This is a genomic window from Pseudomonas sp. p50(2008) (assembly GCF_015351605.1).
GTDB lineage: Bacteria > Pseudomonadota > Gammaproteobacteria > Pseudomonadales > Pseudomonadaceae > Aquipseudomonas.
The window spans coordinates 1,000,132-1,013,635 of record NZ_JACMYF010000001.1; the positions used below are offsets into that span (position 1 = coordinate 1,000,132).

11 protein-coding genes and 1 pseudogene are annotated in these 13,504 nt (G+C 59.1%); 7 read left to right on the forward strand and 5 right to left on the reverse strand.

What is annotated here, in order from left to right; all coding sequences use genetic code 11:
- Nucleotides 1-105: 105 nt before the first annotated feature.
- The gene (locus H7698_RS04500; protein WP_162436883.1) at nt 106-1,404 is read left to right on the forward strand and encodes a mechanosensitive ion channel family protein; all 1,299 of its coding nucleotides are present in this window, start codon (nt 106-108) and stop codon (nt 1,402-1,404) included.
- A gap of 82 nt (nt 1,405-1,486) precedes the next feature.
- Here the strand turns inward: H7698_RS04500 and H7698_RS04505 are convergent, their stop codons facing one another.
- From H7698_RS04505 to H7698_RS04515, 3 genes are all read right to left on the reverse strand, one after another.
- Complete coding sequence (locus H7698_RS04505; RefSeq protein ID WP_194690702.1) at nt 1,487-2,353, reverse strand: carboxylate/amino acid/amine transporter; 867 nt, start codon at nt 2,351-2,353, stop codon at nt 1,487-1,489.
- Nucleotides 2,354-2,600: 247 nt separating this feature from the next.
- A complete protein-coding gene (locus tag H7698_RS04510) occupies nt 2,601-3,200 on the reverse strand; it encodes an FMN-dependent NADH-azoreductase (protein ID WP_162436885.1) in 600 nt (199 codons plus the stop codon).
- Nucleotides 3,201-3,464: 264 nt separating this feature from the next.
- Nucleotides 3,465-3,794, reverse strand: a complete 330-nt coding sequence (locus H7698_RS04515) for a 3-phosphoglycerate kinase (RefSeq protein WP_162436886.1) — start codon at nt 3,792-3,794, stop codon at nt 3,465-3,467.
- Between the two features lie 49 nt (nt 3,795-3,843).
- Here H7698_RS04515 and H7698_RS04520 point away from each other — a divergent pair, with 49 nt between their 5' ends.
- The 5 genes and pseudogenes from H7698_RS04520 to aqpZ all read left to right on the forward strand — a co-directional run bounded on the left by H7698_RS04520 (nt 3,844) and on the right by aqpZ (nt 9,145).
- Complete coding sequence (locus H7698_RS04520; protein ID WP_162436887.1) at nt 3,844-4,767, forward strand: LysR family transcriptional regulator; 924 nt, start codon at nt 3,844-3,846, stop codon at nt 4,765-4,767.
- A 14-nt stretch (nt 4,768-4,781) separates the two neighbouring features.
- Nucleotides 4,782-5,587, forward strand: a pseudogene (locus H7698_RS04525) (alpha/beta fold hydrolase).
- A 3-nt stretch (nt 5,588-5,590) separates the two neighbouring features.
- On the forward strand, nt 5,591-6,148 hold the full coding sequence (locus H7698_RS04530) for a peptidylprolyl isomerase (RefSeq protein WP_162436889.1): 558 nt from the start codon (nt 5,591-5,593) through the stop codon (nt 6,146-6,148).
- Between the two features lie 84 nt (nt 6,149-6,232).
- A complete protein-coding gene (locus H7698_RS04535; protein ID WP_194690704.1) occupies nt 6,233-8,065 on the forward strand; it encodes an ABC transporter ATP-binding protein in 1,833 nt (610 codons plus the stop codon).
- A gap of 384 nt (nt 8,066-8,449) precedes the next feature.
- Nucleotides 8,450-9,145: an aquaporin Z gene (gene aqpZ / locus H7698_RS04540; protein WP_162436891.1), complete on the forward strand. Its 696-nt coding sequence runs from the start codon at nt 8,450-8,452 to the stop codon at nt 9,143-9,145.
- A gap of 15 nt (nt 9,146-9,160) precedes the next feature.
- Here aqpZ and H7698_RS04545 read toward each other — a convergent pair whose 3' ends face one another.
- A complete protein-coding gene (locus H7698_RS04545) occupies nt 9,161-10,285 on the reverse strand; it encodes a GNAT family N-acetyltransferase (protein ID WP_194690705.1) in 1,125 nt (374 codons plus the stop codon).
- Nucleotides 10,286-10,566: 281 nt separating this feature from the next.
- Between H7698_RS04545 and H7698_RS04550 the strand changes: the two genes are divergently transcribed.
- The gene (locus tag H7698_RS04550; RefSeq protein WP_162436893.1) at nt 10,567-11,898 is read left to right on the forward strand and encodes a putative porin; all 1,332 of its coding nucleotides are present in this window, start codon (nt 10,567-10,569) and stop codon (nt 11,896-11,898) included.
- Between the two features lie 227 nt (nt 11,899-12,125).
- Here H7698_RS04550 and H7698_RS04555 read toward each other — a convergent pair whose 3' ends face one another.
- On the reverse strand, nt 12,126-13,247 hold the full coding sequence (locus tag H7698_RS04555; RefSeq protein ID WP_162436894.1) for a beta-ketoacyl-ACP synthase III: 1,122 nt from the start codon (nt 13,245-13,247) through the stop codon (nt 12,126-12,128).
- Nucleotides 13,248-13,504: the final 257 nt, after the last annotated feature.

A 13,504-nucleotide genomic window follows, 5' to 3' on the forward strand; every position in this document is an offset into this window, starting at 1 on the left:
TAATCAGTGGTTTTTTTGTTGCCTGATTTGTCTCCAAACGTAATACAAAGCGTCTTAGATGCTCTAATCGCCCTGTCGCGTCCTACAGAAGAACCGTTTTTGCTTATGGATATCAAACAGCTCTGGCTCAACGTCCAAGACCTTTGGGGGGCGCTTGATCAGCACCCGCTCCTGCATTCAAGCCTGGCACTGATAGTTTTGCTGGTGATTGCGCTGGTCCTCGGACGAGTGGCGCGTTACCTGATTTTACACGCAGCCAAGTTGCTCGGCCGCCAACCGGCCCTGCATTGGCTGAACGACCTGCGCCACAACAAGGTTTTCCATCGACTGGCGCAAATGACGCCGTCGCTGGTGATTCAGTTCGGCCTGCATCTGGTGCCGGAGCTGAGCAAGACCAGCCTGATCTTCCTCGGCAACGTCGCGCTGGCATTCACCATTCTGTTCCTGCTGCTGGCCTTCAGCGCCCTGCTCAGCGCGCTGCTGGACATCTACGCACGCACCGAACACGCCCGCACGCGTTCGATCAAAGGCTACATACAACTGACAAAAATGGTCTTGTATGTGTTTGGCGCGATCATCATCGTTGCCACGCTGATCGATCGTTCACCGTTGTTGCTGCTGTCCGGTCTGGGCGCCATGTCGGCGGTGATTCTGTTGGTCTACAAGGACACCCTGCTGTCGTTCGTCGCCAGCGTGCAGCTGACCAGCAACGACATGCTGCGGGTCGGCGACTGGATCGAGATGCCGCAAGTCGGCGCCGACGGCGATGTGGTGGACATCACCTTGCACACGGTGAAAGTACAGAATTTCGATAAGACGATCGTGTCGATCCCGACCTGGCGCCTGATGTCCGAGTCGTTCAAGAACTGGCGCGGCATGCAGCAGTCCGGTGGCCGCCGGATCAAGCGCAGTCTGTTCATCGACGCCAGCGGCGTGCGCTTTCTGCGTGATGACGAGGAGCAGCGCCTGTCTCAGGTGCACCTGCTGACGGACTACATCGGCCGCAAGCAGGCCGAACTGAAGGCCTGGAACGCAGCACAGGGCAATGTCGCGGCAATGTCGGCCAACCGCCGGCGGATGACCAACCTCGGCACTTTCCGCGCGTACGCGCTGGCGTATTTGAAGAGCCACCCGGAGATTCAGCCGAACATGACCTGCATGGTCCGCCAGATGCAGACCACGGCGCAGGGCATACCGCTGGAGATTTACTGCTTCACTGGCACCACGGCGTGGGCTGATTACGAGCGGATCCAGGGGGATATTTTCGATTACCTGCTGGCGGTGCTTCCGGAGTTCGGCTTGAGCCTTTATCAGCAGCCCAGCGGTGGAGACCTCAGGGCCGGTTTACTTCCGGCAATGCTCGGCGCAAGCCACATCCCCGAACAAGAAAAACACATCATGTGACCGCTGAAAAACCCTGTAGGAGCTGGCGTAGCCTGCGATCTTTTGATTTTCAAGATCAAAAGATCGCAGGCTACGCCAGCTCCTACACGGGTTGAACGTGTGGTTTGATACCCAGCCGGCTGATCCACACCGCCGCCAGAATCACCATCCCGCCGAAGAATAACCGCCCCAATTCCTCATGCTGATTCCAGATCAGCAAGTTGATCAGCAACCCCACCGGCACATGCAGGTTGTTCATCACGGCCAGCGTGCCGCCGTTGACCATACAGGCGCCCTTGTTCCACCAGTACAACCCGAGCGCGGTGGAGACCAGGCCCAGGAACACCAGCACGCTCCACTGCAGAGGCGCTTCGGGCAGGAAATTTTGTTTGCCGAACAGCAGAAATGCCGGCAACGCCACCGCCAGTGCACCCAGGTAGAAGTAACCAAAACGCCGGTAATGGGGCAGATCGCTCGGGTGACGCGCCACCAGATGTTTATATAGCACCTGCCCGGCGGCGTAGGTGAAGTTGGCCAGTTGCAGCAGCACAAAGCCCATGAGGAAGTCCGGATTGATCTGGTCGTAGCGAATCACCGCGGCGCCGAGCACCGCCACCAACGCCGCCACCAGCGCCCACGGATTGAAGCGCCGGTTCAGCGCGTCCTCGATCAAAGTCACGTGCAACGGCGTGAGGATGGTGAACAGCAACACTTCCGGCACCGTCAACACGCGGAAGCTCAGGTACAGGCAGACGTACGTCACGCCGAACTGCAGCGCACCGATCAGCAACATGCCGCGCATGAACGCAGGTTCCACCGACCGCCAGCGGGTCAGGGGAATGAACACCAGTCCCGCCAGCACCACACGCACCAGCACTGCGAAGTAACTGTCGACATGCCCGGCCAGGTATTCGCCGATCAGGCTGAAGGAAAACGCCTGAATCAGCGTGACAAAAAGTAGATAGCCCATGTGCGCCTCATTTTGAATGGCGGCGACGATAGCGGGTTTTGCCCGTTATCGCGAGAACCCCTAAACCCTGTGGGATCTGTGCCGTTTCACTAAATTGCAGGCAAAAAAAAGCCCGATCTCGCTAAAGCGTTCAATCGGGCTGCAGCACTCAGGAGCAACAAGTGCAAAGGGAGGTCGATGCGCGTACAGGCTTGAAGGGTTGCGCCAGGTCACTAGAACATCCAGCGATTATCTGGCGATTAAACGGTCAGGCGACTTGCGAAAGCTTGGCGTTGGCCTGGTTGAGGCCCTTCTCCTGGAAGTCGCCACCCAGGTTCATGCCTTCAGCGTGAATAAAGGTCACGTCGTGAATCCCGATGAACGCCATAACCTGACGCAGGTACGGTTCCTGATGATCCGCCGGGCCGCCAGCGTAGATACCGCCGCGTGCAGTCAGGACATAAGCACGCTTGCCAGAGAGCAAACCCTGAGGGCCGGTGTCGGTGTACTTGAAGGTCACGCCGGCACGCAGCACATGGTCGAGCCAGGCTTTGAGGGTGCTCGGAATCGCGAAGTTGTACATCGGCGCGGCCATGACCAACACGTCGGCGGCGAGCAGTTCGTCAGTCAGCTGGTTGGAGCGTTCCAGCGACGCCTGTTCGATGTCGTTGCGTTGCTCGGCAGGCTTCATCCAGCCACCCAACAGGTTGATGTCCAGGTGCGGCACCGGGTTGACGGCCAGGTCACGTACGGTGATCTGGTCAGCCGGGTGCGCGGCTTTCCATTGGCTGATGAAGGTCTGGGTCAGTTGACGGGAAACCGAGTCTTGCTGACGGGCGCTGCTTTCGATGATCAGAACGCGTGACATGGGATGTAGGCTCCATCTGAGAATGCTGTAAGGCGATGGAGTGAAGGTTAAACAGAACCATATCGATGAAAAAGCGCAAATAACTGCTATAACCCATCAATAAATTCGTTTATAAGCAGAGCACACCGATGAGGTTGGGCATAGATCCTGTAGGAGTGAGCCTGCTCGCGATAGCGGTGTGTCATGAACATCTCTGCACCTGACACACCGTTATCGCGAGCAGGCTCACTCCCACAAAATCTTCCTCGGCCTCCGGATTCGGTGCTATTTCGGCGTGCAGGTCAGGTCGATGCGCATTTTGATGATGGTGCGGGTGAACTTGGCAGTCGCATTTTTGTGTTTGCCAGCCGGCACATCGATCTTGCGGGTGCGGGGCGCTTCGGGGCCATTGCTGAAAACCACCTTGCAGGTCGCATCGGTGGTGCCGTAGTTGTTGACCTGAATGGACGCGATGTCGTTATCCGTGTCGTAGGCGTTGTAGTCGATGCTCAAACCATTCAACTGTTTCTGCACATCGATCGGATAAGCAAAAGCCGTCAGCGGCAGCATCGCCAGCAGTACGCAACCTGACACGACACAACAAAGTTTTTTCATTCGGCAGTCTCCAGTAAGGACCGCCAGCTTAGGACAAGAGGAGCTCAACATGAAAGCGCCCCGCGTGACCCTTGATCAATGGCGAACGCTACAGGCCGTGGTCGATCACGGAGGTTTCGCCCAGGCCGCCGAAGCGCTGCACCGTTCGCAATCGTCGGTCAGCTATACCGTGGCGCGCATGCAGGACCAGCTCGGCGTACCGCTGTTGCGTATCGATGGCCGCAAGGCCGTGTTGACCGAAGCGGGCGGCGTATTGCTGCGCCGCTCCCGGCAGCTGGTCAAGCAGGCCAGTCAGCTGGAAGACCTGGCCCACCACATGGAGCAAGGCTGGGAAGCGGAGGTGCGGCTGGTGGTCGACGCCGCTTACCCAAGCGCCCGCCTCGTGCGCGCCCTGACCGCGTTCATGCCGCAAAGCCGTGGCTGCCGGGTGCGGCTGCGCGAAGAAGTTTTGTCGGGTGTGGAAGAAGTGTTGCTCGAAGGCGTGGCCGACCTGGCCATCACCGGTTTCAGTATTCCCGGATATCTGGGCGCGGAGTTGAGCGACGTCGAATTTGTCGCCGTCGCTCATCCCGATCATCCCTTGCATCGGCTTAACCGCGAACTGAACTTCCAGGACCTGGAAAGCCAGATGCAAGTGGTGATCCGCGACTCCGGTCGCCAACAGCCACGGGACGTCGGCTGGCTCGGTGCCGAACAGCGCTGGACCGTGGGCAGCCTGGCCACGGCGGCTACATTTGTCAGCAGCGGGTTGGGTTTCGCCTGGCTGCCTCGGCATATGATCGAACGGGAACTCAAGGAAGGTTCGCTCAAGCTGCTACCGTTGGATCAGGGTGGAAGTCGTAATCCAAGCTTCTATCTGTATTCGAACAAGGACAAACCCCTGGGCCCGGCAACGCAAATTCTCATCGACCTGCTGCGTACCTTTGACACCGCGCCACTGGATGCGCCGTTTGCCGCCCCTGAACAAGCCTGACATGGAGTGACTGCATGGCCTATTTCGAACACGAAGGTTGCAACCTGCACTACGAGGAATACGGCCACGGCACCCCTTTGCTGCTGGTCCATGGTCTCGGCTCCAGCACCCTGGACTGGGAGATGCAGATCCCGACGCTGTCAGCCCGCTACCGGGTGATCGTTCCCGATGTGCGCGGCCACGGACGCTCCGACAAGCCGCGCGAGCGCTACAGCATCGCCGGGTTCAGCGCGGATCTGGTGGCACTCATCGAGCACTTGAACCTGGGCCCCGTACATTACGTGGGACTGTCCATGGGCGGGATGATCGGCTTCCAGCTGGCAGTTGATCAGCCGCGACTGTTAAAAAGCCTGTGCATCGTCAATAGCGGGCCCCAGGTCAAATTACGCAGCCGCGACGATTACTGGCAGTGGTTCAAACGCTGGAGCCTGATGCGAGTCCTCAGCCTGGAGACCATCGGCAAGGCGCTGGGTGGCAAGCTGTTTCCCAAGCCGGAACAGGCCGCTCTTCGTCAAAAAATGGCCGAGCGCTGGGCAAAAAACGACAAACATGCTTATCTCGCCAGCTTCGATGCCATTGTCGGTTGGGGTGTTCAGGAACGACTTTCGAAGGTGTCCTGTCCAACCCTCATCGTCAGCGCCGACCGTGACTACACACCGGTCGCGCTAAAAGAGAATTACGTAAAACTGCTGCCCAATGCGCGACTGGTGGTGATCGCCGATTCACGCCACGCCACGCCGCTTGATCAGCCGGAACACTTCAATCAAACCCTGCTCGAGTTTCTCACCGAAGTCGACACCACCCCACTCAGGATCACTGACCCATGCTGAAAAAAATCGCCCTCGCCGCTGGCACCGTTCTGTTCGCCGCCAACCTGATGGCCGCGACGCCTGCCAAGGCTCCCCATGTGCTGCTGGAAACCACCAATGGCCAGATCGAAATCGAACTGGACCCGGTCAAGGCACCGATCAGTACCAAGAACTTCGTTGATTACGTGAACAGCGGCTTCTACAACAACACGATTTTCCACCGCGTGATCCCGGGCTTCATGGTCCAGGGCGGCGGTTTCACTCAACAGATGCAACAGAAAGAAACCAAGGCGCCGATCAAGAACGAGCACAAGAATGGCCTGGTCAACGTTCGTGGCACCTTGTCCATGGCCCGTACCTCGGCGCCGGATTCGGCCACGAGCCAGTTCTTCATCAACGTCAAGGACAACGATTTCCTCGACCAGGGTGATGGCTACGCAGTCTTCGGCAAGGTCGTCAAAGGCATGGACATTGTGGACATCATCGTCAATTCGCCGACCACCAGCCGCGGCGGTATGAAAGACGTGCCAGCCGATCCGGTGTTCATCAAGTCGGCCAAGGTCATCGACTAAGCTTCACCTGATGTATGAGCGGCGACCGTATGGCGGCGTCGCTCACACTGTTCAAGGAAAAGCCCGAGCGCGGGCGGAGATCCGATGCTTTATCGCCGTTTCGAACAACTGATCGACATTTTCCGCGACGCACCGACGGCGGCTCCGCCGGACCGGGTTCTCCCCTTCTATACCTATTACCTCAAGCAGGTCTGGCCGAGTTTCGCCGCCCTGTTGGTCGTCGGCTTGATCGGTGCACTGATCGAAGTGGCACTGTTCAGCTACCTGAGCCGCATCATCGACCTGACCCAAGGCACGCCCAACGTCAATTTCTTCCAGGAACACGGCATCGAGCTGGCCTGGATGGCGGTGGTTGCCCTGGTTTTTCGGCCGATATTCGTCGGCCTCCATGACCTGCTGGTTCATCAAACGCTGAGCCCCGGCATGACCAGCCTGATTCGCTGGCAGAACCACAGTTACGTGCTCAAACAGAGCCTCAATTTCTTCCAGAACGACTTCGCCGGCCGCATCGCCCAACGCATCATGCAGACGGGTAACTCGCTGCGCGATTCGGCCGTGCAAGCGGTGGACGCGCTCTGGCATGTGCTGATCTATGCGGTCAGTTCACTGGTGCTGTTCGCCGAGGCGGACTGGCGCCTGATGATCCCGTTGCTGACCTGGATCGCCGCCTACATTGGCGCGCTCTGCTACTTCGTCCCTCGGGTCAAGGAGCGCTCGGTGGTGTCCTCCGATGCGCGCTCCAAACTCATGGGTCGCATTGTTGATGGCTATACCAACATCACCACGCTGAAGCTGTTCGCCCACACCAACTTCGAGCAGCAATACGCCAAGGAAGCCATCGAAGAACAGACCGTCAAAGCCCAGCTCGCCGGCCGCGTCGTCACCAGCATGGACGTGGTGATCACGAGCATGAACGGCTTGCTGATCGTCGGCACCACCGGCCTGGCGCTGTGGTTGTGGACGCAATCACTGATCTCGGTCGGGGCGATTGCCCTGGCGACGGGCCTGGTGATTCGCATCGTCAACATGTCCGGCTGGATCATGTGGGTGGTCAACGGCATCTTCGAAAACATCGGCATGGTTCAAGACGGTTTGCAGACCATCGCGCAACCGGTCAGCGTCACCGACCGCGATCAGGCCAAACCGCTGACCGTGCCCCGTGGTGAAGTGCGGTTCGAACACGTCGATTTCCATTACGGCAAGAAACGCGGAATCATCGGCGATCTCGATCTGACGATAAAACCCGGCGAGAAAATTGGCCTGATCGGTCCGTCTGGTGCCGGTAAATCCACCTTGGTGAACCTGCTGCTGCGTCTCTACGACGTCGAGGGCGGGCGGATACTCATCGACGGTCAGAACATCGCCGACGTTGGCCAGGAAAGCCTGCGCGAGCGCATCGGCATGATCACCCAGGACACCTCGCTGCTGCACCGCTCGATCCGCGACAACTTGCTGTACGGCAAGCCCGACGCCACTGACGCCGAACTCTGGGAAGCGGTGCACAAAGCCCGTGCCGACGAGTTCATTCCGCTGCTGTCGGACGCCGAGGGTCGAACCGGTTTTGACGCGCATGTCGGTGAGCGCGGGGTGAAACTCTCGGGCGGACAACGGCAACGGATCGCCATTGCCCGTGTGCTGCTCAAGGACGCGCCGATCCTGATCATGGACGAAGCGACCTCGGCACTGGACTCGGAAGTCGAAGCCGCCATTCAGGAGAGCCTGGAAACCTTGATGCAGGGTAAAACCGTGATCGCCATCGCCCACCGGCTCTCGACCATCGCCCGGATGGACCGGCTGGTGGTGCTGGAGAACGGCAAGATCGCCGAAACCGGCAGCCACGCGGAACTGCTGGCCCATGGCGGTCTGTATGCGCGGTTGTGGCTGCATCAGACGGGTGGGTTTGTAGGGATTGATTAGCCGCAATCCCTTGAAATAACGCGATGACCCTTAACGACGCGATCCCTTGCGATATCGCAATGGCCGACGCGATCCCTTGTAGCAGCTGGCGCAGCCTGCGTTCGAGTGCGCAGCAGTCGCGAGGTTCGTCCTGCAATACCGCGAGGTCTGAACTGACGACTGCTGCGCACTCGAACGCAGGCTTCGCCAGCTGCTACATAGAGCCCGGCCGATCATGAAAACCGCCACACGCCTTTCATCACGGGCTCTGGCGGTTTTTCTACGACTGGCATTCCGTAAAAACCCTGCTGTACTCAGCCAAGGTTCTGGAGATGAGCCTGTCGTAAGTTTGCAGGATGCATAACTCGATGCAGTCTCGATAGGAAGCCTATCAAGGACGCTCTCATGTCTCTGTTCAAACGTTCAGTCACTGAGTTGTTAGGTACGTTCTGGCTGGTGTTGGGGGGTTGCGGCAGTGCGGTTCTGGCCGCGTCTTCTCCGCTTGGAATCGGGGTGCTGGGTGTGGCCCTGGCGTTTGGCCTCACGGTGCTGACCATGGCGTTCGCCATTGGCCATATTTCCGGATGCCACCTCAACCCCGCCGTTTCCGTTGGTTTGTTCGTCGGCGGTCGATTCCCCGCCAAGGAATTGCCGGCCTACATCATTGCCCAGGTGATCGGCGGGGTCATTGCCGCCGCGCTGCTCTACTACATCGCCAGCGGCAAAGAAGGGTTCGATCTGTCAGCGGGCCTGGCCTCCAACGGCTACGGCGAACACTCACCCGGCAAGTACTCGATGGCCGCAGGTTTTGTCTGCGAACTGGTGATGACGGCAATGTTCGTGCTGATCATCCTCGGTGCCACCGACAAGCGAGCACCGCCAGGGCTGGCGCCCATCGCCATCGGCCTGGCGCTGACGCTAATCCACTTGATCTCGATCCCCGTGACCAACACCTCGGTCAACCCGGCCCGCAGTACCGGCCCGGCACTGATCGTTGGCGGCTGGGCCTTGGCGCAGTTGTGGATGTTCTGGGTGGCGCCGCTGCTCGGCGCCGTGGTTGGCGGCGTGACATACCGCTGGCTGGGCAAGGAAGGCACTTAGCCCCCGGAGCGAGGATCACGCTTGCCGATAAGGCAGCGCGGTCCTCGCTTCTTCGGCATAGGCCAACACCCCCAAACGCTCCTGGTGCAGGAAGTCTTTGACCGCCGCCTTCAGGCCTGGATGCCGCAAGTAGTGCCAGGAATGGGTGATCACCGGTTCAAAGCCACGTATCAATTTGTGCTCGCCTTGCGCCCCTGCGTCGAAGCGCTGAAAGCCATTGGCAATCGCGTAATCCATGCCCTGGTAGAAACACGTCTCGAAGTGCAAGCGGTCGAACTCCGCCAGACAGCCCCAGTAACGTCCGTAAAAACTGCCACCGCCCACCAGGCTGAAGGCCATTGCCACCGGCCGTGAGCCTTGTTTGGCCAACACCACACGTATGGCTTGCGGCATGCGCTCGGCCAGCAGACTGAAAAACTCCCGCGTCAGGTACGGCGCTTGCCGACGCACCGCGTAGGTATTGGCGTAGCAGGCATAGACAAAATCCCACTGCACCTCAGTCAATTGCGGCCCCTCGAGCCATTCGAAATCAATCCCCTGCCCCGCCACCTGCTCGCGCTCCTTGCGCATCTGCTTGCGCTTGCGCGAACTGAGGACGTCGAGGAAATCCTGAAAATCCCGGTACCCGCGATTCTGCCAGTGATACTGACAGCCAATCCGCTGCAGCCAGCCCGGTTGCTCGGCCAATGCGGCGTCGGTGAACGGATCGGTGAAGTTGATGTGGGCGCTGGAAAGCCCTTCGATCTCAAGGTATCCCGGCAGGCTCTTGAGCAGTTCGAAGCCGTCTTCCACCTTGGCCGCCAACAGCCGCGGACCACTGACCGGGCTGAACGGCACCGCAGTCAACAACTTGGGGTAATAGTCGATGCCGGCACGCTCGCAGGCATCCGCCCAGGCGTGATCGAAGACGTACTCGCCGTAGGAGTGCCACTTGCGATAAGCGGGCAACGCAGCGATCAGCCGATCGCCCTCGATGTGCAACAAATGCTCGGGTTGCCAGCCGGTATGAGGGCCAACGCTGCCGCTGTCCTCCAGGGCACTGAGGAAGGCGTGACGCAGAAACGGCTGAGCGTCCGGCACCAGGGCATCCCAGTTGCGCGGTGAAATGTCGGACAGGTTTTCCAGTCGTTGCAGCGGCATAAATTCCTCTTCACCTAATGCGTGAAAGCTTGGCGAGTATCGCTTATCGCGCAGCAACCTACACGACCTATCCGACCGCAGTGCTCTGGAAAAGGGTTTTCAGACGACTTCGTATCGTCATCGCAATGCCATCACTTCGCCACTGCACTGTCATAAACCATCGCGATACTGGCGCCTGTTTTTAGAGCGTCGGGTTCTAACCCGGCCACTGTTTTCCGTCCATCAATGGTCGGTTGTGCCCTGGATGGCTCAGTCATCCACTCTCATCTTCGGAGATTGATATGCGTCTTGCTTCCACGAAAACTGCGGCAGCCCTGTGTGGCGGACTGCTGCTGGCCATGAGTGTTCCGGCCAGCGCCGCAGTCGACGCCAAACTGCTCGACATGCTCAAGGCAAACGGCTCGATTACCAACGCGCAGTACGGCGAGCTGCAAGCCGAGTTGGCCAGGGATCAGAAAGACCAGCAGATCGCCCGTCAGGCTCAGCAAGAGACCAACGAGCAGATCGCAGCCACCGCGAAGAAAACCGACACACTGAGCGCCTTCGACCAGAAACTGGCGTGGGCCGCCAAGACCCAGTTCAAGGGCGACGTGCGTTTCCGCCAGGAAACCATCAAGAACGATGGCGTTTCCAACAACAGAGACTCGGACCGCCAGCGCATTCGTGCCCGTCTGGGTGCGTACACCGAGATTAACCCGCAGGTCGACACCGGTATCCGCATCGCCACCGGCAGCAGCGACGACGCGCGTTCCACCAACCAGGACCTGAACAACTATTTCGACAAGAAGTCGATCTGGCTGGACCAGGGTTACGTCGACTACCACCCCGACGCGATCAAAAACCTGCACCTCGTTGCCGGCAAGATGCCGCAACAGTGGGTGAGCATGGGCGACATCATCTGGGATAGCGACATCAGCCCGGAAGGTCTGGCAGTGACCTACAAGTACCCACTGGGCGGCAGCACCGAACTGTTCGGTAGCGCCGGTCACTACACCCTCAAGGACAACGTCGACGGCGAAGGCGTGCAGTTCAAACACGACCTGCGACTGTACGCTGGCCAATTGGGCGCGCGTTTCGCGATCACCGACAACCTCAAAATGACCTTGGGCGGCAGCCTGTACGCCTACGACAACGATGACAGCAGTGCTTGCCCGACGACTGGCGCCGTCACCGCTCCGTGCGCACTGGCCGTCAACGGCAACAGTCCGGGCGAGCAATTCAAACTGTACGAAGGCTTTGGTCAGCTGGATATCGGCGGGCTGCCAATGCCGCTGTCGCTGTATGGTCAGATCGTCAACAACGACGACGCCAGCAACGATCAGGACATGGGCTGGCTGGCGGGTGTGAAGACCAAGCTCTACGGCTTCGCAGTGGACTACAACTACCGCGATGTGCAGCGCAACGCCGTGGTTGGCGCCTTCACCGACTCCGACTTCGCCAACGGCTTCACCGGTTCCCGCGGCAGCAAGTTGAAAGTGAGCTACGAAATCGACAAGAACTTCGCCCTGGGTGCGACGTACTTCATGGCTAACTCCGACTACACCAACGCCAGCGCCGGCCTGAGAGATTCGGACATCAACACCCTGCAGCTGGATGCTGAAGCCAAGTTCTGATAATCCCGCTACATCACTCGGGCAAGGAAGCCCGAGGTGTTTTTCCAAACTCGCGTTGTGGTATCGGTCCCCATCATCCGTCCGATACGGCAGCGCGAGTTTTTTTGGCCCAAAAAAAGATCGCAGCCTGCGGCAGCTCCTACACCGACCGCATTCCAACCGCGATATCGCGTTGAAACCCGATCCCGTGTAGGAGCTGCCGCAGGCTGCGATCTTTTAAGCCGAACTCAGCGCTTACGCAGAATCACACTACCAATCGAATAACCCGCCCCGAACGAACTGAGCACGGCCAGCGAACCTGCCGCCAGGTCATCCTGGTTTTTGTGAAACGCGATCACCGAGCCGGCGGAGCTGGTGTTGGCGTAGGTGTCGAGAATCACCGGCGCTTCTTCTTCGGTGGCTTCGCGGCCCAGCAGTTTCTTCACGATCAGGTGGTTCATGCTGAGGTTGGCCTGGTGCAGCCAGAAGCGTTTCACGTCAGCAATGTTCAGCGAATTCTCTTCCAGGTGCGTAGCGATCAGCTCCGCCACCATCGGGCATACATCGCGGAATACCTTGCGGCCTTCCTGCACGAACAGCTTGTCCTTGGCGCCAATGCCCTCTTCCGCCGCGCGGTTGAGGAAGCCAAAGTTATTGCGGATGTTATTGGAGAACTTGGTGAGCAGTTTGGTGCTGACCACATCGAACTGATATTCGGACGTTGCCAGATCGGCGCGCTCGATGATCACGGCAGTCGCCGCATCGCCAAATATGAAATGGCTGTCGCGGTCACGGAAGTTCAGGTGACCGGTGCAGACTTCCGGGTTGACCATCAGGATCGCCCGGGCCTGGCCCAGTTGCACGCTGTTGGCGGCGGCCTGGATCCCAAAGGTCGCCGAGGAGCACGCCACGTTCATGTCAAAACCGAAACCCTGGATGCCCAGCGCTTCCTGGACTTCGATGGCGATGGCCGGATAGGCGCGCTGCAGGTTGGAACAGGCGACGATCACGCCGTCGATGTCCGCCGCGGTTTTGCCCGCGCGCTGCAAGGCTTGCTCGGCGGCACCGATGGCCATCTGGCACAACACCGACCACTCGTCATTCGAGCGTTCCGGCAGGCGTGGCGCCATGCGTTGCGGATCGAGGATGCCGTCCTTGTCCATGACAAAACGGCTTTTGATGCCAGAGGCTTTTTCGATAAACGCGGCACTGGATTCGGTCAAGGCTTCGACTTCACCGCGGGCGATCGCTTCGGCGTTGTCGGCGTTGAACTGCGCAACGTAAGCGTTGAAAGACTGCACCAGCTCTTCATTGGAAATGCTGTTGGCCGGGGTATACAGGCCGGTGCCGCTGATGACGACGTTATGCATGGTCGTTTCTCTAATCTGTTCAGGCAGAAAGCATTGGTACCGACGTACCAACGCACAAAGGGTCTATTCCCATCCGGGGGACGCAAACCTGGCATCGCTTTATTCCGACCCGCCCGCAGCCGTGAAGGCTCAAAACTGCGGGGCCGGCGTTTATAGGCGCGAAGTTTGCCATAAACGTGGGGTTTTGGCGCCATTTGCAAAAGCAACAGCAATCCTTGGGGCCACCTGTGTTGCACCTTTGTGGCGAGGGGATTTAT

Bases quoted from the DNA above. Each gene is read 5' to 3' on its own strand.
- H7698_RS04500 (WP_162436883.1), top strand. From the start codon at position 106: ATGGATATCAAACAGCTCTGGCTCAACGTCCAAGACCTTTGGGGGGCG.
- H7698_RS04505 (WP_194690702.1), bottom strand. From the start codon at position 2,353: ATGGGCTATCTACTTTTTGTCACGCTGATTCAGGCGTTTTCCTTCAGC.
- H7698_RS04510 (WP_162436885.1), bottom strand. From the start codon at position 3,200: ATGTCACGCGTTCTGATCATCGAAAGCAGCGCCCGTCAGCAAGACTCG.
- H7698_RS04515 (WP_162436886.1), bottom strand. From the start codon at position 3,794: ATGAAAAAACTTTGTTGTGTCGTGTCAGGTTGCGTACTGCTGGCGATG.
- H7698_RS04520 (WP_162436887.1), top strand. From the start codon at position 3,844: ATGAAAGCGCCCCGCGTGACCCTTGATCAATGGCGAACGCTACAGGCC.
- H7698_RS04530 (WP_162436889.1), top strand. From the start codon at position 5,591: ATGCTGAAAAAAATCGCCCTCGCCGCTGGCACCGTTCTGTTCGCCGCC.
- H7698_RS04535 (WP_194690704.1), top strand. From the start codon at position 6,233: ATGCTTTATCGCCGTTTCGAACAACTGATCGACATTTTCCGCGACGCA.
- aqpZ (WP_162436891.1), top strand. From the start codon at position 8,450: ATGTCTCTGTTCAAACGTTCAGTCACTGAGTTGTTAGGTACGTTCTGG.
- H7698_RS04545 (WP_194690705.1), bottom strand. From the start codon at position 10,285: ATGCCGCTGCAACGACTGGAAAACCTGTCCGACATTTCACCGCGCAAC.
- H7698_RS04550 (WP_162436893.1), top strand. From the start codon at position 10,567: ATGCGTCTTGCTTCCACGAAAACTGCGGCAGCCCTGTGTGGCGGACTG.
- H7698_RS04555 (WP_162436894.1), bottom strand. From the start codon at position 13,247: ATGCATAACGTCGTCATCAGCGGCACCGGCCTGTATACCCCGGCCAAC.